We start from the raw sequence: 19515 nt of genomic DNA, 5'->3' as shown, positions 1-19515 counted from the left end.
TGGTGAAAGATAGCCGGTTTCACCGGAGCTCTTTGGTGCGCACGGTCTCTTCGTCGGGGGAGGCGTTGGTCGACTCGGGCTCCTCTGGGGTCTCGATGAACGAGGTGCCGCGGTCGCGCTCGATGCGGCTCAGGGCCTCCTGGGCCCACTGCGCGAGCGACAGCTCGCTGCTCGACTGGAAGTCGGCGAGCATCTCCTCCAGCTCACGTCGGGCGCGCGGGCTCTGGCCGACCATGTGCGCGACCTCGGCGTCGAGGAGGCGCAGCTGATGCTGGCCGAACTGTTCGTTTTGGACCTGCATGAAGCCGCGGCGGGCGTCAGCGAGCATCGCCGCGCCCTCCTCGACCTTGCCGAGGCGGGCCAGGGTGTAGCCGAGGAAGCCGGCGTTGAGGTGGATCTGATAGGTGAAGCCGTGCAGGCCGGCGAGGCGCAGCGCCTCGCGGAAGGCCTCGGCGGCGGCCTCGAGGTCGCCGCTGCGCAGCTGCAGGTCGCCGAGGTTGTGCAGCGGACCGATGAGCATGCGGGTGATGTTGGCGGCGCGCAGCTGCTCGATGGCCTGGCGGGTCTCGGGGATGGCGCGCTCGGGCTCGTTGCCGAGGACGGACAGGTAGGCGATGCCGGAGATGTAGCTCTGGCGCTGCAGCACGGACACGCGGGCGGCGATCGGCTTGGCGACCTCGTGCAGGCGGCGCGCCTCGGTGAGCTGGCCGGCGAGCGAGAGGCCGCGCAGGCGGGTGCCGATGATGTGACAGGTGTACGTGTCGTCGGCCTCGGGGATCTCGAGGATCTCCATCGCCTCCTTCGAGCAGCGGACCGACTGTTCGATCTCACCGGCGCCGAGCAGGACCTCGGCGCGGCGGTTGGCGATGCGCAGCTCGAGGATGCGGTCGCGGGCCTGCTTGGCGGCCTGGGCGGCCTGCTGCAGGCGGTGCAGCGCGACCTCGACGTCGACGTTGCCCTCGACGGTGTAGCGGTCGACCAGGCCGAGCCAGAACAGCGCCTGGGCGCGGTGGTCGGCGAGCAGCTCGGCGACCAGGATGCCGGCCTCCAGGTGGGCGGTCTCGCGGCGCGGGTCGTTGAGGGCGCCGGCCGCCCGCTCGACCAGGTTGAGCTGGGCCTTGAGCAGGCGCGGGAGGCCGGCGACGCGGCCCTGGCGGCGCAAGCGGAGGATGATGCGCTCGAGCACGTGGGCGGCCAGCTGCGGCTGACCGGCGGCGAACAGCGCGTCGGCGGCCTTCTCGAGCTCGGCGATCGCCTCGAGCGACTCGGCGGCGTCGTCGAGCAGGCGGGCGCGCAGGTAGACGAGGCTCGGCTCCTTGCTGTCGAGCTCGGCGATGCGCTCGGCGAGGTCGAGGCGGGTCTCGCTGAGGGAGTCGTCGTAGCGGATGCGGACGGCCTCGCGGACCGAGGCGTGGGCGAGCGCGACCTGGCCCTTGCCGGAGATCGCGCTGCACAGGATCAGGCCCTCGCCCTCGAGGCGGTCGAGGGTGCGGCGGAAGCGTTCGCGGCGGAGGTCGGTGAGGGCGGCGAGCTGCTCCTCGTCGATCGGCGCCTCGATGAGGTAGAGGATGCTGACGATCTCCCAGGCCGAGACGCCGAGCGTGTCGAGGCGGGCCTCGCTGCGCTGGGCGAGGGTCTTGTGCAGCTGCTCCGCGGCGATCGAGGCCGAGCGCAGGACCCAGGTGTCGTTGTCGCGGACCAGGATCGACTCCTCGATCAGCACGCGCAGGGTCTCGCGGAAGCTCAGCGGGTGGCCGCCGGTGAGCTTGTCGAGCATGGCCACGAGGTCCTTCAGGGCCGGCGCCTCGCCGAGGATGCCGCGCAGGACCTCGAGCATCTCCTTGGGCTGGAACGGCCTCAGGTTGAACAGCTCAGCGATCTGGTCGCGGCGCAGGGCGTCGAGCGCGGGCCGCAGCTTGGGCTGCGGCTCGGTGCTGACGCACAGCAGGACGCGGGCCTCGTTGTGGTCGATCGCGCGGGCCAGCTGATCGACCAGGGTGCGCGTCAGCTCGGAGCCGCGGGCGAGGTCCGAGAGGTGCAGCACGTAGGAGTGCTCGCCGCTGCAGCGGATCAGGAACTCGAGCAGCTGGGCGGCGGCGGCGGTCTCGTGGTTGCGCTCGCGGGCGGCGCGGACCAGGTCGCCGTACTGCTTGACGGTGGGCGAGCGCTCGCCGAGCGCGGTCGCCAGCTGCAGCACCACCGGGGCGAAGGGGCCGAGGCCGTCGCCGTCGCTGGTCCAGCAGTTGCCCTCGACGAACAGGCCGTCGCCGAGCTGGACCTCGCGGCGCATCTCCGACAGCAGGCGGGCCTTGCCCATGCCCTCGGGGGCCTCGACGAGGATCGTGCGGATGAGGTGGCCGCGCTGGCCGGCGCGGCTGGTCTCGGAGTGCAGCACCTCGTAGGCGCGGACCAGCAGGATGTCGAGGTAGTCGGCGCGGTCGACGAAGGGGAGGTGCTCGACGAGCACGCGGGCGAACTCGCGGCGGTCCTGGGCGGTCTTCTGGCGGTCGCGGATGTGGACCGACTCGCGGCGGAGCAGCTCGAGGACGATGCTGCGGGCGCTCTGGGGCCGCAGGTTGGGGTCCGGCGAGAGCATGCGTCCGACCAGCTCGGCGACGACGGGGCCGCAGCTCTGCAGCAGCGCGCCGGCCAGCTCGGGGCGCCAGTCGAGCTGGTTGCGCAGCGCCTCCTTGAAGGTGCGCGAGGGGAAGGGCCGGCCGCCGCGGACGGCGGTGTAGATCGTGGCGGCGAGCGAGTAGATGTCGCTGCGCGAGTCGGTGGGCTCGCCCTTGACCTTCTCCGGGGCGGAGAAGCCGGGCGTGCCGAGGACCTTGTACTCCTCGGGGTCGTCGATCTCGCTGGCGGCGATCTTGCCGCGGCGGAACAGGCGGGCCAGGCCGAAGTCGATCAGCTTGGCCTGCGGCTGGCCGCCCTCGCTCTCGGGCTGGCACACGATGACGTTGCTCGGCTTGATGTCCTCGTGGACGAAGCCCAGCGCGTGGATGTAGTCGAGGGCGCGCGCCAGCTGCACGAAGATCTCGACGATGGTCTCGCGCGAGGCGCCGCGCAGGAAATCCGCCAGCGACTGACCCGACAGCAGCTCCTGCGTGAAGTAGACGACGTCGCCGTCGCAGCGCCCGAAGTCGTAGACCGCCGCCAGGTTCGGGTGGTGCAGCTGCGTCAGCAGGCGAAACTCGGCCTTGAAGTTGTCCATCACCGTGTCGACGGCGAGGCCCTGGGTGTTGCCGAAGCTGCGGGTGACCTGGGTCTTGCGCAGGCCCTCGAGCGCGCGGCCGCTGCTGGCCGCGTGGGAGACCGGGGCGATGGTCGCCGACGGCATCTCGCTGGAGCGCGAGCCGGGCGGGTCCATGCTGGCGTCGCGGCGGATCACCTTCAGCGCGACCGGCCGCTCCTCGAGCTCGTCGTAGGCCTCGTAGACCGCCCCGAAGCCGCCGCGCCCGAGCAGCCCGCGGATGTTGTAGCGACCCGCGATGCGCTCCGGCATCGGCGGTAGCGCGTCGTCCCCCGGCGTGGACTTGTTATGCGCGTCGGGTAGGTTCATGAGGGCTCGGACGAGGTCTGGCCCGGAGGCGGCCGGACTGTAACGGCGAACGCACACGGCGACAACGGGCCGCGCCTGGCCTCGTTTTGCGCGAGGGGCGAGTATTCCACAGGGCTCCTCGAGGCTGTGCGAAAAACTGCCTCGGCCAGTGCGCGTGCTCCTGGCGGCGATGGGAGCGGGGGCGTGCGATCGTTGCAGGTCGCGAAGCGCGGCGAATCTCGCGTGCACGCCCGGGGTTCATGCGCTGAGGCGCGCCGAAACGGGCCGCGTTCGGCCGCGTTCGGCCGCGTTGGGCAGTGCGCTATCGGGGGGTTTCGAGGCGACGGGCGCCCCAGGGTGGGGGCACGGGCGATTCGCCTGGCGCGCGCCTTGCGCTGAAGGCAGCCCGACCGATCGCGGCCTCGCCGGTGTCGACGCAGAGCTCGTAGGCATCGCGTTCGATCGCCAGGCGCTGCGCCTCGGGTTGGCCGAGGGCGGCGAGCAGGCCGCGCTTGTAAGCGGCGACGGCGGTGGGCGAGCGCGAGGCGAGGCGCAGCGCGAGCTGTTCGACGCGGACGAGGCCCGCCTCGAGGTCGGCGACGAGCTCGTGGACGAGGCCGATCTGTCGCGCGGCGTCGGCGTCGAGCTCCTCGCCGGTGCAGCCGAGGCGCAGGGCCTGGGCCGGGCCGACCTGCAGCGCCAGCTCGGCGGTGCCGCGGGCTCCCGGAACGATCCCCAGGCCGGTCTCGGGGAGGGCGAAGCGGGCCGTCGGCGTGGCGATGCAGTAGTCGGCGGTGAGCAGGAACTCGGCGCCCCAGCCGAAGGTCACCCCGTGGGTGAGCGCCACCGTGAACAGCGGCGCGTGTCGCAGGCGGCGCATCAGCTCGCGCTGGCGGAGCACGTGCTGCTTGACCCGCTCGTCGCTCCAGCCGACGCGCTCGCTGACGTTGGCGCCGGAGATGAAGATCTTGGTGCCCTTGGCGCTCTCGCGCCGGCTCGTCGTGCACAGGCAGCGGACCTCGTCGTGCTGCTCGAGCAGCTCGCACAGTGCCTCGAGGGCGCCGAGCTCCTCGCTGCCGATCTCGTTGGCCTTGCCGTGCTCGAGCTCGAGGCGGAGCAGGCCGAGCGCGGGGTCGAAGTGCGGGTGGAGGGGCGCGACGCGCTGGAGGTCCATCGGTCGCGCAGCCTAACCGATGTCAGCGCAGGCGGGCGAGGTCCTCGGGGTGGTCGAGGTTGTCGAGGGTCGCCGGGTCGTCGACCGCGAGGCCGCGACGCAGCGCGGCGTGCTCGCGCAGCAGCGGGCGCGGGTCGCCGCTGGCCGGCAGGGCGGCCAGCGCGGGCAGCAGCGCGGCCGGGTAGATCAGCGGGTGGCCGCGGCGGCCGGCGTGCTCGGGCTGCCACAGGTACGCGGGCGCCTCGCGGAAGGCGGCGACCATGGCGTTGACCGTGCTGACGCGCAGGTGCGGTCGGTCGACGGTGAGCACCAGCACGCCGCTCGGCTCGCCGAGCTCGAGCACCGCCGCGAGCCCGCGCTGCAGGCTGCTCAGCTGTCCCATCGGCCAGGCCGGGTTGTGCACGAGCGTGGCCGCCAGCGGCTCGGAGATCGCCTGTGCCCCGGTTACGACGACGATCGGCGCGCAGCCGGCCGCCGCCGCCAGCTCGACCGCGCAGGCGACGAAGCTGCGCTCGCCGTGGCGCAGCAGCGCCTTCGGGCGGCCCATCCGCGTCGAGGCGCCGGCCGCGAGCACCACCGCGGCGGGCGCGGCGGTCACTGCTTACCTGGCTCACGGGACATGTCCGTGAGGACTGGTCTACCTGGCTTCCGGGACATGTCTGCGAGGACTGGTCTACCTGGCCCCCGCGACATGTCCGCGAGGACCGGTCGTTTACCTGGCCCCCGCGACGTGTCCGCCGGGCCAGACCTCACCGCAGCAGCCCCTTGGGGCCGCTGAGCGGCTTGTCCTCGGGCATCGGGGCCGGGGCGACGCTCTCCCACAGCTTGCCGACCTGGGCGGCGTCGGCCGGCGAGAGCACGAGCAGGCTCTTGCTCAGGCCGGCCGCGAGGGCGCCCTGCTTGGGGTCGAGGCGGATGCCGACGCCGAGCGCGCCGCCCAGGCGGGTGACCACGGCGGCGGCGTCGTCGAGGTCCTTGAGGCGCTTCTTGTCGGCGCGCATCTTCTGGTCGGCGAACAGGGCGACGCGGGCGAACGCGACGGGGTCGATGCCGACGCAGAAGTGGCAGCCCTGGCTGGCGGTGCGGGCGAGCGCGAGGCCGCCGTCGCTGGCAAGGCTGGTCTTTCGCGCGCCCGGCTTGAGGCCGCCGGCGACCTCGGTGGCGAGCTTGCGGGCGTCGTGGCCGAGGGTGAGCACCGCGCTGCCGCCAGCGGTGACCGCCGCGATCTCGATCTGCTGCTTGTCGTTGAGCAGCGGGAGGGCGCCCTCGAGGTCGTTGTTCATGTTCTTGGGCATGCCGAGCGTGAACAGCTCGCCCTCGACGCCGCCGGCCTTGATGCCGTTGGCCTTGAGGCTGACGCTGAAGCTGGCGTCCTTCTTGTCGCCGCCGAGGGTGTTGAAGGTGGTCACGGCCGTGTTGGCGGTGGCGAGGATGTCGTGCACCGCCCTGCGCGCGGCGACCTCGTCCTTCACGTCGGCGGCGATCAGCACGGTGAGCTCGCCGCGCGGGCCGGGGTAGACCGCGATCACGACGTCGTGCTGGACCTGATCGAGGATCGTGTGCGCGGCCTGCATCACCGTCTTCACCGGCGCCTCGAAGCCGGCCGCGCTCTGGCTGACGCCCTTCTCGATGTTGGTGAGCAGCTTGTGCAGCAGCTCCGGGCTGCCCCACGGCAGCGCGACCACCAGCGCCGCCGACGCGGGCAGCCGGCCCTCGAGCGCGCTGGCCTGGCTGCGCGGGGCGCCCAGCGGGCTGAGGCCCAGGCGATCGAAGGGCGCCTCGGCCGAGAGCGCCAGCACGAGGTCACGGTCGGTGCCGGCGTCGAGCTCGAGCGAGGCGCGGGTCGTCTCGCGCAAGATCTCCGAGAGCTGCTTGCGCAGCCCGCTCGGCAGCCCGAAGTAGTTGTCGGCCGACAACAGCCCCGGCGGCAAGTCGCTCGCGTGCACCTCGAGGCGACGACCACCCGCGGCGGCCTTCGCCACCGACGCCGCGCGCTCGAGGTCGGCCGGCGAGAGCGCGAACTCGAGGGCCCGCGGCTGCTCGCGCAGCAGCACCCGCAGGTCGCCCTGCACGAGCTCCCACAGACCGTTGCCGAGCGGCTGCGGGCGCCGCCCAGACGGCATGCCGTCCATGATGCCCTTGGCGCTCAACGCCGCCAGGCTGCCCGTGAGCCGCAGCCCGTTGGCTGGGTCGTCCGGGAAGAAGGTGCTGTCGGCCGCCATCACGCCGCTGAGATCGAGGCTGCTCCACATGCCCGGCCCGTAGCCGAACTGCAGCAGCGCGGCCTGGATCCACGCGTTGGCGTCGATCGGGTTCTTCGGGGTCCACGCGGTGGTCGCCTGCTTGACCAGCTGCAGCAGGTCGCCCAGACCCTCGACGCTGGCCCGCAGCTGCACCGGCTTGCCCTGCGGCAGCGGTCGAGCCTTCGCCGGCTCGGCGATCACGCCGCTGTCGACCGGGCCGCCGCCGCCGCCGGGCTGGTCCTCCACCACCGTGACCGCCGGCGGCGGGGTCTTCTTGGCGCAGGCCGGAGCGGCGAGCAGCAGGGCCATGGCGGCCACGATCTTCGCGGGGAGCAGACGAGACATCGGCCGCGAGTGTAGTCGACCGGGCGCGACCCTGTCGCCGAAGAAGGGGGCGAGGCAGGCCATCAACCCGGGTCATCGGCCGCCGACCGCCTGCGAGCCCTTCCACGCAGGCCGCGCACGCCGACGCGCCTCACTCCGCGGCGGCGTCGGGCGCCCCGCTGCCGCCGTAGCGATCGGCCAGCGCCTGCGAGGCGACGTTCATCGGCGCCCCGCTGCCGCCGTGGCGATCGGCCAGCAACTCGGCGACGATCGACACCGCGATCTCGGCCGGCGTGCGCCCGCCGAGCGCGAGGCCCACGGGGGCGTGCAGGCGCGCAAGGTCGGGCGCCGGCCGCCCGAGCGCCTGCTCGCGGCGGACGATGCGGGCCAGGATCGCGTGCACCTTCCGGCGGCTACCGATCATCCCGATGTAGCGATGCGGCCGGGTCAACAGCTGCGCGAGCGCCTGTTCGTCGCGGGCGTGGTCGCGGGTCGCGATCACCAGATAGTCGCGCTCGTCGAGGTCGCGCAGCAGCACCTCGAGCTCGTCGACGTCGCCCTGCTCGCGCTGGTCGGGGACGAAGGCCGGGTGGGCCAGGACCTCCTCGCGGTCGTCGATCACGACCACCCGAAAGCCGACCCCGCGGGCCACCGGAGCGAGCGCCTGGGCGACGTGTCCACCGCCGATCAAAATGAGCCGCGCCTGCGCGTCGAGATACTCCACGAACACCTCCATCGCACCGCCGCAGCACATCCCGAGGTCGCGCACGAGGTGGGCCTTGACCACCTGCGGGCTGCCGTCGCGCAAGGTGGCCCGGCAGGCCGCCAGCACCTGCTGCTCGATCGCCCCGCCGCCGACCGTGCCCACCATGGTGCCGTCGGCCCGCAGCAACAGCCGCGCCCCGACCACCTGCGGCGCCGAGCCGGTGCGGGCGATCACCGTCGCCAGCGCGGCCGGCCCCCCGCTGCCCGCGAGCACCAATGCAGCGGCGCGCAGGACCTCGAGCGTGGCGGCGGCGCTGGACATCGCGGCGCGCAGTGTAGCAGCCAGCCCCGCCTCGCCGATCGCCCCGTCCCACTCAGCGCCCGCGGGGCCTTGCCGCACGCCGTCAGCCACCGTACAACCGCCGTCGCAGCGAGCCATGCGTCGACCCGCGACCCCCCTCGCCCTGTCCGCCTCGACATCGGCCTCAACATTGGCCGTGACTCTGGCCGCGACCCTGGCCGCGACAACGCTGCTCATCGGCTGCGCCGAGCCGGCCGCCCCCCCGTCGCGCCCACAACCACTCCGCAGCGAACCACCCGCGCCGCCGCCGATGACCCCCGAGGAGCTCGCCGAGGCCCGCCGCAAGGCCGGCTTCCGCGACGACGACCTCGCCGCCGAGAAGGCCCTCGCCCGCGAGCAGGGCGGCCGCCAGTACGTGCGCGAGCACCTCGCCGCCTACCGCGGCCTGGTCAAGGCCCTGCGCCGCAGCGTCGACGACATCGACCGCTCGGCCCGCCGCTGGGCCCGGGCCCGCGACCCTCAACGCGCCTACCGACGCTGGCGCGACGCCCGGGACCACATCGTCGCCGACCTGACCCAGCGCTACCGCGAGCTGCGGCGCGAGGGCGTCGACGCCGGCAGCACCCAGGCGCTGGTCGAACGCATCTACCGGCAATGGGAGGACGTGCACAACGACCTCGGCGGCGACGCGGCCGAGCAGGAGCGCTTCGCCGCCCTGATCTCGGAGCTGAGCGAGGGCCTCGACGCCGCCGAGCTGGCCCTCGACGAGATCGAGCGCGACGAAGACCTTGCGCCGCGCTAGTCCGCCTCGGAGGGGTCCCTCACCCCCACGGACCCAGCAACAGGCCGGTCCGAGGCCCCAGTTTCACGCCGGTCGCAGGCGGTCCCTGCGCACCATTCACGCGGCTCTGGCAATTGCCGCGAAACTGCGGTACTTGGCTGATCCCGCTTCGTCGCGGCCCCTCTTGCGGGGCGCAAATTCCCGAAGGGGTGTCCAGGAGATCGTTCATGAAGAAGGCCACCATCGCGTTTGTGTTCGCTGCGCTCTCCATCGGCACCATGGGCTGCAACAAGTCCAAGGCCGACACCGCCAATCCCGAGGAGGTCAAGCCGGCTGAGCCCACTCCGCCCCCCGCCGACGGTGAGGCGCCCGCCGAGGGCGAGGGCGACAAGGCAGCTCCCGAGGGTGACGCGCCCGCCGAGGCGCCCGCTCCCTGAGCCCACTCGTCTGAGTCCCTGACAAGGGCAGTACAACTGAAGTCACTGGGCCAGACCGGCACGCGCCGGCTGGCCCATTCTTATTGGTCCAGACGATCGCAGCGCCTGTCCGCCCGGCGTCGGCCTGCTGTATGTTCTGCGCCCCCGCCCCGTGAAGCTCGTCCTGCGATTCTTCAAGCGCTACGTCCGGCGCAACATCCCCCAGTACGCGCTCGGGTTGGCGATGCTGGTCGCCACCAACTACGCGGTGGTCCGCGTCCCGACGCTCATCGGTCGGGCCCTCGACGCCCTCGGACCCGCGGGCGCCGGCCTGGCCGCCGGCCAGTCGATCGCGCTCGAGCTGATGCTGTGGGCCCTCGCCGTGGTGGTGGTCCGCACCCTCTCGCGCGTGCTGTTCTTCAACCCCGGCCGCGACGTCGAGTTTCGCCTCGGCGTCGACCTGTTTCGCCACCTGCTGGCGATGCAGCGGCCCTTCTTCCTGCGCCGCCGCATCGGCGAGCTGGTCAGCATGGCCACCAACGACACCATGTCGGTGCGCCTGCTGGTCGGCTTCGCCGGGCTGCAGGTGTTCAACGTGGCCGTGGCGATCCCCATGCACCTGGTCCAGATGTGGACCACCGACCGCGTCCTGACCCTGTGGTCGATCGTCCCGATCGCCCTCGGCACCGCCTACACGGTCCACATCGTCCGCAGCTTCTACGCCATGATCCGCGTCTCCTTCGAGATGCTCGCGCGCCTGTCCGACCGCGTGCTCGAGAGCTACGCCGGCATCGGCACCGCCCGCGCCCACGCGGCCGAGGAGGCGCTGATGCGCCGCTTCGACGAGCGCAACCAACCCTACCTCGACCTCCAGCTCCGCCTCTCCTCGCAGCGCGCCTTCGCCATGCCCGTCCTCGGCCTCTCGGGCCTCGTCGGCACCGCCCTGGTCCTGTGGATCGGCGGCGACCGGGTCATCGCCGGGGACATGCAGGTCGGCGCCATCGCCACCTTCACCACCCTGCTCGGCAGCCTGGTCGCCCTCCTCATGGCCCTCGCCTGGGTCCTCGCCTCCATCTCCCGCGGCCTCATCGCCATCTCCCGCATCGACGAGGTCATCGCCACCCCCGACGACCTCCCCGTCCCCACGGCCTCGATCGCGCTGCGCCAGCCGCCCTCGCTCGAGCTCCGCAGGCTGTCCTTCACCTACCCCGGCGCCGACACCCCCGCCCTCCGCGACCTCGACCTGTCTCTCCGGCCAGGTCAAACTCTCGGCATCTTCGGCCGCACCGGCGCCGGCAAGAGCACCCTCATCAACCTCCTCGCCCGCGTCTACACCCCGCCCCCGGGCACCATCCTCGTCGACGGCAAGGACATCACCACCGTGCCCCTCGCCGAGCTCCGCGCCGGCCTCGCCGTGGTCCCCCAGGACCCCTTCCTGTTCTCGACCACCCTGCGCGACAACATCCGCCTGCAAGGCGAACGCAGCGGCCACGTCCGCGGCGACGACGGCGAGCCCGCTCCGCGCGCCGGCACCAGCGCTGCCCGCCTACAACCCGACCGCCCACAGGCCGAAGCCGACGACCCCCAGCTGCGCGCCGTGCTGACCGCCGCCTGCCTCGACGACGACCTCCGCGCCCTCCCCGAGGGCCTCGACACCGTGGTCGGCGAGCGCGGCGTCACCCTCTCGGGCGGCCAGCGCCAGCGCACCGCCCTCGCCCGCGCCCTCTACCGCAAGCCCGCCCTGCTGCTGCTCGACGACATCCTGTCGGCGGTCGACCAGGGCACCGAGGTCAAGCTGGTCGCCGCGATCCGCCAGCTCCACGACCAACCAGTTGTCGCCGGCGTGGCCGGCGTGGCACATGTCCCCCAGGACATGTCCGAAGCGCCAGCTGGCCTCCCGCCGACCACGGTGATCGTCTCGCACCGCACCTCGGTGCTCGAGCACGCCGACGAGATCCTCGTGCTCGCCGACGGCCGCGTGCTCGAGCGAGGCACCCACGCCGAGCTGCTCGCCCTCGGGGGCCACTACGCCGAGACCCACCACCACCAGGAGGCCGCCCGTGCGTGACGCCAAGCCCAAGTCCGGGCCCGCGCCCGCACCCAATTCGGGCAGCACACCTGGGCCGCCCTGCGCCGCTTCTGGCCCTACGCCCGCCCGCACCGCCGCTGGCTGTGGCTCGGCCTGCTCATGATCCCCGTCGTCGCCGCCGTCTCGGCGCTGCGCCCCCTGCTGGTCAAACAGGCGATCGACGGCGACATCGCGGCCGGCAGCGCCCTCGGCCTGCGCTTCACCGCCATGCTGTTCCTCGGCGCCGTGATGGCCGAGTTCTTCGCCTCCGCCGTCCAGGTCTACGCGCTCCAGCGGGTCGGCTACGTCACCATCAGCGACCTCCGCCGCGCCGTGTTCCGCCACGTCCTGCGCCTGCCGGCCCGCTTCTACGACAAGACCCCGATCGGCAGCCTGCTCGCGCGCAGCACCAGCGACATCGAGGCCCTCAGCGAGACCCTCGCCTTCGGCGTGTTCACGATCCTCACCGACGTCGCCGTGATCCTCTCGATCGTCACCGCGATGTTCATCCTCGACGCTCGCCTGACCCTGATCAGCCTGGCCGTCGCGCCGCTGCTCGCCGTGCTCGTGCGCTTCTTCTCCAGCCGCCTGCGCGCCCTCCAGCTCGAGATCCGCAAGGCCCAGAGCGTGCAGAGCGGCTACCTCGCCGAGCAGCTCGCCGGCGTCACCGTGGCCCAGCTCTTCGGCCGCGAACAGGCGACCGGCGACGAGTACGAGCGCCTCGGCGGCCGCTACCTGCGCGCCACCAAGACCGCCAACTGGTACGACGCCAGCCTCTACTCGCTGATGGACGGCATCAGCGCCCTCTGCGTCGCCCTGCTCATCTACTTCGCCGCCCCCGAGCTGTTCCCCGCCACCCCCGCGGCCACCGGCGTCACCCTCGGCCTCCTGTTCGCCTTCATCGACTACCTGCAGCGAGTGTTCGTACCGATCCGCGAGTTCTCGGCCAAGCTCGCGACCATCCAGCGCGCCGTCGCCTCGCTCGAGCGCATCTACAGCCTCCTCGACGAGCCCGCCGAGCCCCGCTCCAGCCCCGGCGCCGCCGAGCCGCTGGCCGGCTTCACCGGCGGCGTCACCGTCGAGAACCTCCGCTTCCGCTACCGCCAGGGCGCCCCCGAGGTCCTCCGCGGCATCTCCTTCACCATCGCCCCCGGGGAGATCGTCGCCGTCGTCGGCCGCACCGGCTCCGGCAAGACCAGCCTCGGCCGCATCCTCACCCGCACCTACGACGACTACGAGGGCCACGTCCACCTCGCCACCACCAACGGCCCCCTCGAGGTCCGCGACGTCGTCCCCGACGCCCTCCGCCGCCACATCCTCATGGTCCAGCAGGACGTCTTCCTGTTCAACGACGACGTCGCCCAGAACGTCAGCCTCGGCGAACCAGGCCTCGCCAACGACCCCGCCCGCATCGAGGCCGCCCTGCGCACCGTCCAGGCCGCCGACTTCGTCGCCGCCCGCGGCGGCCTCGGCTTCGTCGTCGGCGAACGCGGCCGCAACCTCTCCGTCGGCGAGACCCAGCTCCTCGCCTTCGCCCGCGTCGCCGCCCGCTCGCCCACCCTGCTCATCCTCGACGAGGCCACCGCCAGCGTCGACAGCATGACGGAACACAAGGTCCAGGCCGCGATCGAAGAATTGCTGCGCGGCCGCAGCGTCCTCGTCATCGCCCACCGCCTCAGCACCGTCCGCCGCGCCGACAAGATCCTCGTCATGCAGGCCGGCGAGGTCGTCGAACAGGGCCGGCACGAGGACCTGCTCGCCCGCGGTGGCGTCTACGCCGAGCTCTATCGCATGGGCTTCAAGGAGCCCGAGGCCAAGGCCTGAGCGCTGGCCTGCGCTGGCCTGCGCTGGCCTGCGCTGGCCTGCGCTGGCCTGCGCTGGCCTGACATGGGCGCGGACTCGACTCGCCACACCGGTCGTTGCGTATACGAGCTTTCGCGGCCCGAAGTCGCGCGCAATGCCCAGCGCCGCGCCGCCGTGATGGGGCCAGCCTCACCATTTTCGTGTACTTGCGCGCATCGCCCGAACACGCCCGCAAGGAAGCTGGTTGACCGGATATCGCTGGCTCATACAATCGTCGGCCATGGGTGTGCGGCGGGCAAAACAGGGTGTCGGGGAGATCGCGGAGCGCATCTGGAGCGAGTGCACAGCGTACCGCCTCCGCGTGATCAACCGGGCCATCAGTCGGATCTACGACGACGCGCTGCGACCCTATCGCCTGCGCATCGCCCAACTCAACACCCTGGTCGTGGTCATGCAGACCGGCGGCCTCACGCCGAACGACCTGTCGCAGCGCATGCACATGGACGCCTCGACCGTCAGCCGCAACGTCGAACGCATGTGCAAGAGCGGCTGGCTCGAGCTCGCCGCCATCGACGACGCCCGCTCGCACGAGATCCGCATCACGGCCCGCGGCCAGAAGCTCATCGCCGAGGTCGCCCCCGCCTGGGAGGCCGCCCAGAAGGAGGCCGAGGAATTGCTCGGCGTCCAGATCAGCCGCGCCATCGCCCGCGGCGGCGAGCGCCTCGTCACCGACCCCGAGCACTAGCCCGCCGACCGACGGCGGCTGGTCGATCGGCTGGCGCGCCCCGAGCACTGGCCCGCCGACCGACCCGGTCATCGCCCTGTGAGCTCGCGTCCATTCCGAGTCTTCGTCGGGGTGAAACCCGGGCCGGCGATCACGGCGACCCCCGCCCCACACGCCTGATCGTCCCCCACCGATCAGCCAGGTCCGGTCCAGGTCCGGTCCAGGTCCGAAGCCGCGGTTGTCACGACGCCCGGACTTCTGCATGCTGGGGACCTCGTGTCCGTGCTCGTCCTGCCTCTCGTGCTCGCCCTCGCCGAGCCTGCGCCCGTCGCAGCGCCCGCGCCCGCGACACCACCCCCGGCCGAGCCCGCCCCAACGGCTCCCCCCGTCGCCGCAGACGTCGCACCGGACCCTCCCGAAAGCATTCGCCTCGCAACCCCAGTCGCAACGGCCGAACCCGCCGAACCCGCCCCGCCCGCCCCGCCCCCGGCCCAAAAATCGACCCCCGCGCGCACCCAGGGCCCCTTCTTCGTCGGCGAGCCCGCCTCGGACACCGCCTTCCCCAACGGCCCGCGCCGCGGCGACCCGCCGCGCTTCTCGCTCGGTCGCGGCGCCTTCTGCTTCATCGACGACACCTACTGCCGCACTTCGCTGATCCTCACCGCCGATGTCGGCATCGGCACCAACATCGCCGGCGCCCACGTCGACCTCCCCTACGCGCAGTTCAACTTCCGCGGCGGCTTCGCCCTGAAGCCGCTGCTCGTCGGCCACAAGGATGGCTGGCACCCGTGGGGCCTCGGCGTGCTCGGCAGCTGGTCACGCGGCACCGGGGCCCCCATCGGCAAGCTCGACGCGACCCCACACACCGACACCTGGCGGGTCCTCCTGGTCAATCAGCTGTGGCTCTCCAAGAAGCGCAACGGCTTCCACTTCGACCTCGACCTCGGCATCGTCCGCTCCACCGTGTTCAACCAGCGCGGCCAGTACTACGGCAGCCACGCCGGCCTCTCGGCCAACTGGGGCGGCTGGGGCGGCCTGTTCATGGCCGCCGACTTCCTCGACCATGACACCCGCGTGGTCTTCGGCTTCCGCGCCAACGGCCTCGCCGCCGCCCCCGCGATCGGCCTGGTGCTGCTCGGCCTGCTCGCCGGCGGCGCGTTCGGAGGTGCCTCGTGAACCTCCTCGCCCTCGCCCTGCTCGCCGCGCAGCCCACCGCTGCTCCGACCACCGCACCCGTCGCCCAACCAGTCGCCCAGCCATCCGTGCAGCCATCCGTGCAGCGCCCCACCAGCGCACCCGCTGCACCCGCTGAGCCCCCCGTCGCTGCGGCACCAACCCCCGCGATCTCCCCGGCCCCCGCGATCTCCCCGGCCCCCGCGATCTCCCCGGCCCCCTCGATCTCCCCGGCCCCCTCGATCAGCCCGGCCCCCGCCGTCACCCCGACCCCGGCCCCGCTCCCGACACCACCGCCCACCCCGGTCACCGCGCCGCAACAGCGCAGCGGCCCGCCCTTCTACAACGCCGCCGACATGCAGACGCTGCGCAAGCGCTACGGCCTCGAGCTGGACCCGCCGACCGTCGAGCGCAAGCCCGTGTTCCGCTGCTGGGTCGCCGACCCGACCTGCGGCTTCGTCATCGAGGTCAACGCCACCAGCGCCTACGCCTACCGCCTGCGCCAGGGCAGCGTGAAGGAGCTCGGCGACGTCAACCGCTGGAACTCCGCCCGCGTGCAGTACGACGTGTGGTTCAGCATCCCGACGATGGTCGAGACCCGCGGCAAGCTCCGCTACACCCGCCTGAGCCTCGGACCCAAGGGCGGCGTGATCGCCAGCGACAGCAAGGACATCTGGGGCAACGTCGGCATCGCCGGCCGCTACTGGTTCTCGCGCAAGCGCTTCGCCCCCAACCTCGAGTTCACCAGCGCCCTCGCCTTCAAGGTCGCCGGCACCAACGTCGCCGGCAAGTTCGACAGCGTCCGCGGCCCGCTCGGCTTCACCGTCGACGTCGGCTTCGGCATCGGTGGCTTCGGCGCCATCGTCGTCGGCGGCCAGTTCGACAGCCCGCTCGCCCGCGAGGATGTCCCCGACGCCGAACGCAGCGCCACCGCCGGCATGTTCTACCTCGGCTTCCGCGGCAACATCGTCTGGGGCGCCCCGGCGGCCGCGGCCGTCGCCACCCACGCGATCGCCACCCGCCGCATCACCGCCCCGTAGCCCGCATTCCCTGTTGGCGTCACCGCCCGCCGTGGCCCCTGGCATCGCTACCCGCCGCATCACCGCCCCGTGGCCCGCATCGCCCGCGTGGCCCAGGCGTGAGCCAGGCGCGCCCGCGCGCCTCCCACGATCTGCGCCCCGCGCTGTAATCTGGCCGGCGCTCGCGTTGCACACCCAGCGACACCGATGGTTCAACCCGGCTCCCACCTGCGCCCCGTCCCCGCCGACGCGGCCCCCTCGCTCGCCTCGGGCTCCGCCCCGCCGCCCGGCACCAGCCCCCGCGTGACCGAGCAGCTGGTCCAGCGCGCCCAGGCCGGAGAGATGAGCGCCTGGTCCCGCCTCTACCAGGACAACTTCGACCGCATCTTCCGCCACGTCCGCGCCCTCACCGGCGACCCCCACGTCAGCGAAGAGCTGGTCCAGGAGACCTTCGTCCAGGCCCTCCTGCGCATCTCCAGCTTCGACGGCCGCTCCGCCTTCAGCACCTGGCTGCACGGCGTCGCCATCAACGTCGTCCGCAACCACTGGCGCGCCCAGAAGAGCACCGCCAAGGCCCACGCCCGCCTCGAGGTCGTCCGCGGCCTCGAGGCCCCCGGCGACGAGCCTGGCGTCACCGTCCACCGCCAGCAGCGCGTGCGTGCCCTCTACGCCGCCCTCGAGACCCTCCCCGACCCCCTGCGCGTGGCCTTCGTCCTCCGCGACCTCGAGGGCCTGAGCCCCGAGGAGGCCGCCCACCGCCTCGAGATCTCCCCCGGCAACCTCGCCGTCCGGGCCACCCGCGCCCGCCAGCGCATCCGCAAGCAGCTCATCGAGTGGGGCGTGCTCTCGGCCGATCCGGAGGCCGGCTCATGACCCGCCGCAACCTGTCCCATGAGCCAGGCGACGCCCTCGACGAGCTGATCCTCGCCGCCCGCGCCGAGCTCGACGAAACCACCGCCCACGAGCTCAAGGAGTTCGGCCCCGACTTCGCCGCCGTCGTCGAGGCCGCCCACGCCCGCGACCCCCAGCGCGTCCCCAGGCCAGCCCTCGAGGAGGCGCTCGCCCTGGCCCCCGTCGTCGTCCTCGGCGCCGAGAGCTCGCAACGAATGTCCGCCCGCGGCCAGGCCGAGTTCGGCGCCCTGCTGGCCGAGGCCCGCGCCGCCGTCGACGCCGACGCCGCCCGCCAGCGTCCCCGCGACTGGTCTTCGGTACATGTCCCAAAGGCCAGCCCCGTCCGGACCCAGCGAGGACCCCGCTGGCTGTGGGCCACCGCCGCAGCCGCAGCCGCGCTGCTCGCCCTCGCCTCGCCGATGCTCGCGACCCGCTTCGAGACCGCCCACGGCACGCCCTCGCAGGCGCCGTGGTGGCAGCACGCCGGCGGCAGCACCGGCGCCGCCAGCCACCGCGAGCCCGTGCAACTCCCCGCGACCCGCGAGCATCGCCCGCAGACCCGCGAGCTCGCCGAGCCGCCAGCACCCGCCGAGCCAGCGCCCGTCGAGCCCGTCGACACCCTCGTCGACTCCCTCGTCGATAGGCCCACCCCGTCCGATCCACAGCCTGTCCCAAAGACCAGGAAACCCTCCGCTGCGCCCACCCCCGCGCCAACCACTGCGCCCACCCCCGAGCCCACCCCCGCCGAGTCCCTCAGCGCCCGCCTCACGCGCCTCGGCGGCGAGGCCGAGTCCGCCTGGCAGTCCGGCGACTACGCCAGCGCCGAGCGCCTGCACCGCGAGATCATCGCGCTCGCCCCCGGCAGCCGCGCCGCCGACCTCAGCTTCGGCGACCTCTTCACCCTCGCCCGCCAGCGCTCCGGCCCCGCCCAGGAGCAGGAGCTCTGGCGCGAGTACCTCGCCGTGTTCCCCCGCGGCCGCTACGCCGACGACGCCCGCGCCGGCCTGTGCCGCCGCGCCGCCAGCGACGAGCGCGACGCCTGCTGGCAGCAATACCTCACCGACTTCCCCGCCGGCGTCCACCGCCCGCAGGCCGAGCGCGCCCTCGGCGACGCCGCACCATGACCCGGCGCCGCGCCATCCTGGCCGCGATCCTCACCTGTCCCGTGGGACAGGCTTGCTCCCCGCTGGTGTTCGAGCTCGCCAGCCACGACGGCACCACCCAGGGCCCCGGCGAGACCACCGGCGAACCAACCAGCACCACCGGCCACGGCGAGACCACCCACGAACCACCGAGCGGCCCCGGCGGCCCCGACAGCGACGGCTTTGACTGCCACAACGGCGGCCGCGACCCCGGCGAGACCGACGTCGACTGCGGCGGCCCCTGCCCCCCGTGCAAGCCCGGCAGCAAGTGCGAGACCCCCAAGGACTGCGAGCTCGGCGTCTGCATCGCCGGCGTCTGCGACCCGCAGCAGCAGCAGTGCCACGACATCAAGGAGTGCCCGCCCGCCGGCCCCTGCGAGGTCCAGAACTGCCTGCCCTCGGGCGTGTGCGAGTCGACCCCGCGGAGCGACGGCGAGCCCTGCGACGACGGCGACCCGTGCACGCAGAAGGACGAGTGCCAGAGCGGCAAGTGCGTCCCCTTCGCCATGGTCGACTGCAGCGACCTCAACGGCCCCTGCCGCGCCGGCCTGTGCAACCCCGTCACCGGCCACTGCGCGGTCGAGTGGACCTCCGAGGGCCAGCCCTGCGAGGACGGCGACAAGTGCACCTTCGATGAGCTGTGCAGCGGCGGCGAGTGCCTCGCGCCCCAGCCCAAGCCGCCCGCCCTGTTCACCGACTTCAGCCTCGCCGGCGGCTGGATCGCCGAGCCGCCGTGGCAGATCGGCCCCGCCGTCGCCTCGAAGTGTGCGATCCCCAAGGCCGACGACCCCGGCCAGGACCACTCGCCGAGCGCCGACAACCACCTCGCCGGCACCGCGATCGGCGACTGCCTCCCGACCGACTTCTTCCCCGAGGCCTGCCTCGAGAGCCCCAGCGTCGACGTCGCCGACTACCCCGGCGAGCTGTGGCTCGACTTCTGGGACATCCTCAGCACCGGCATGACGATGGAGAGCCGCATCGACGTGTTCGATGGCCAGAAGCAGGACTGGGTCACCCTCATCATGATCCCCAAGGGCTTCATCAGCCCCGAGTGGATGCACCACAGCGAGCCGCTCGACGCCTTCAAGGACCCCGATCTGCGGGTCCGCTTCTGCCAGCGCTCCGACGGCAAGAACCCGCCCCTCGGCGGCTGGAGCATCGACGACCTCAGCATCGGCCCCGCTCTCTGTCCGCCATAATCTCGCGTAAC

Annotated in this window: 15 protein-coding genes; 10 read left to right on the top strand and 5 right to left on the bottom strand. The window is 72.8% G+C overall.

All coding sequences use genetic code 11. The features are described from left to right. Positions 1–19 precede the first annotated feature (19 nt). The 5 genes from IPJ59_RS06985 to IPJ59_RS06965 all read right to left on the bottom strand — a co-directional run bounded on the left by IPJ59_RS06985 (position 20) and on the right by IPJ59_RS06965 (position 8309). On the bottom strand, positions 20–3562 hold the full coding sequence (locus IPJ59_RS06985) for a serine/threonine-protein kinase (protein ID WP_293248528.1): 3543 nt from the start codon (positions 3560–3562) through the stop codon (positions 20–22). A 301-nt stretch (positions 3563–3863) separates the two neighbouring features. Further along, complete coding sequence (locus IPJ59_RS06980) at positions 3864–4715, bottom strand: enoyl-CoA hydratase/isomerase family protein (protein ID WP_293270351.1); 852 nt, start codon at positions 4713–4715, stop codon at positions 3864–3866. A gap of 22 nt (positions 4716–4737) precedes the next feature. Continuing rightward, entirely contained in the window at positions 4738–5313 is a 576-nt protein-coding gene (locus IPJ59_RS06975) for a nucleotidyltransferase family protein (protein ID WP_293248534.1), read from the bottom strand. A 151-nt stretch (positions 5314–5464) separates the two neighbouring features. Beyond that, a complete protein-coding gene (locus tag IPJ59_RS06970) occupies positions 5465–7303 on the bottom strand; it encodes a hypothetical protein (RefSeq protein WP_293270349.1) in 1839 nt (612 codons plus the stop codon). Positions 7304–7433: 130 nt separating this feature from the next. Next, a complete protein-coding gene (locus IPJ59_RS06965) occupies positions 7434–8309 on the bottom strand; it encodes an XdhC family protein (protein WP_293248538.1) in 876 nt (291 codons plus the stop codon). Between the two features lie 175 nt (positions 8310–8484). Here IPJ59_RS06965 and IPJ59_RS06960 point away from each other — a divergent pair, with 175 nt between their 5' ends. The 10 genes from IPJ59_RS06960 to IPJ59_RS06915 all read left to right on the top strand — a co-directional run bounded on the left by IPJ59_RS06960 (position 8485) and on the right by IPJ59_RS06915 (position 19504). Beyond that, positions 8485–9090 carry a hypothetical protein gene (locus IPJ59_RS06960; protein ID WP_293270347.1) on the top strand — a complete coding sequence of 202 codons (606 nt, stop codon included), beginning with the start codon at positions 8485–8487 and terminating at the stop codon, positions 9088–9090. 206 nt (positions 9091–9296) lie between these two features. Next, positions 9297–9506: a hypothetical protein gene (locus tag IPJ59_RS06955; protein WP_293270345.1), complete on the top strand. Its 210-nt coding sequence runs from the start codon at positions 9297–9299 to the stop codon at positions 9504–9506. A gap of 151 nt (positions 9507–9657) precedes the next feature. Beyond that, complete coding sequence (locus tag IPJ59_RS06950) at positions 9658–11553, top strand: ABC transporter ATP-binding protein (RefSeq protein ID WP_293270344.1); 1896 nt, start codon at positions 9658–9660, stop codon at positions 11551–11553. Between the two features lie 60 nt (positions 11554–11613). Beyond that, complete coding sequence (locus IPJ59_RS06945) at positions 11614–13377, top strand: ABC transporter ATP-binding protein (RefSeq protein ID WP_366524561.1); 1764 nt, start codon at positions 11614–11616, stop codon at positions 13375–13377. Positions 13378–13717: 340 nt separating this feature from the next. Continuing rightward, the gene (locus IPJ59_RS06940) at positions 13718–14101 is read left to right on the top strand and encodes a MarR family winged helix-turn-helix transcriptional regulator (protein ID WP_293270342.1); all 384 of its coding nucleotides are present in this window, start codon (positions 13718–13720) and stop codon (positions 14099–14101) included. 261 nt (positions 14102–14362) lie between these two features. Next, a complete protein-coding gene (locus IPJ59_RS06935; RefSeq protein ID WP_293270340.1) occupies positions 14363–15256 on the top strand; it encodes a hypothetical protein in 894 nt (297 codons plus the stop codon). After that, positions 15253–16293 (top strand): PT domain-containing protein, encoded by a 1041-nt coding sequence (locus IPJ59_RS06930; protein WP_293270338.1) that lies wholly within the window; start codon positions 15253–15255, stop codon positions 16291–16293. The genes IPJ59_RS06935 and IPJ59_RS06930 overlap by 4 nt, the downstream gene beginning before the upstream one ends. Positions 16294–16479: 186 nt before the next feature. Next, positions 16480–17145: an RNA polymerase sigma factor gene (locus IPJ59_RS06925; protein WP_293248557.1), complete on the top strand. Its 666-nt coding sequence runs from the start codon at positions 16480–16482 to the stop codon at positions 17143–17145. Next, on the top strand, positions 17142–18287 hold the full coding sequence (locus IPJ59_RS06920) for a tetratricopeptide repeat protein (RefSeq protein WP_293270336.1): 1146 nt from the start codon (positions 17142–17144) through the stop codon (positions 18285–18287). The genes IPJ59_RS06925 and IPJ59_RS06920 overlap by 4 nt, the downstream gene beginning before the upstream one ends. Further along, complete coding sequence (locus tag IPJ59_RS06915) at positions 18284–19504, top strand: hypothetical protein (RefSeq protein ID WP_293270334.1); 1221 nt, start codon at positions 18284–18286, stop codon at positions 19502–19504. The genes IPJ59_RS06920 and IPJ59_RS06915 overlap by 4 nt, the downstream gene beginning before the upstream one ends. Positions 19505–19515 lie beyond the last annotated feature (11 nt).

The organism is Nannocystis sp., from assembly GCF_016714285.1.
Lineage (GTDB): Bacteria > Myxococcota_A > Polyangia > Nannocystales > Nannocystaceae > Nannocystis.
This window is presented reverse-complemented; position numbering and strand designations above follow the sequence as displayed.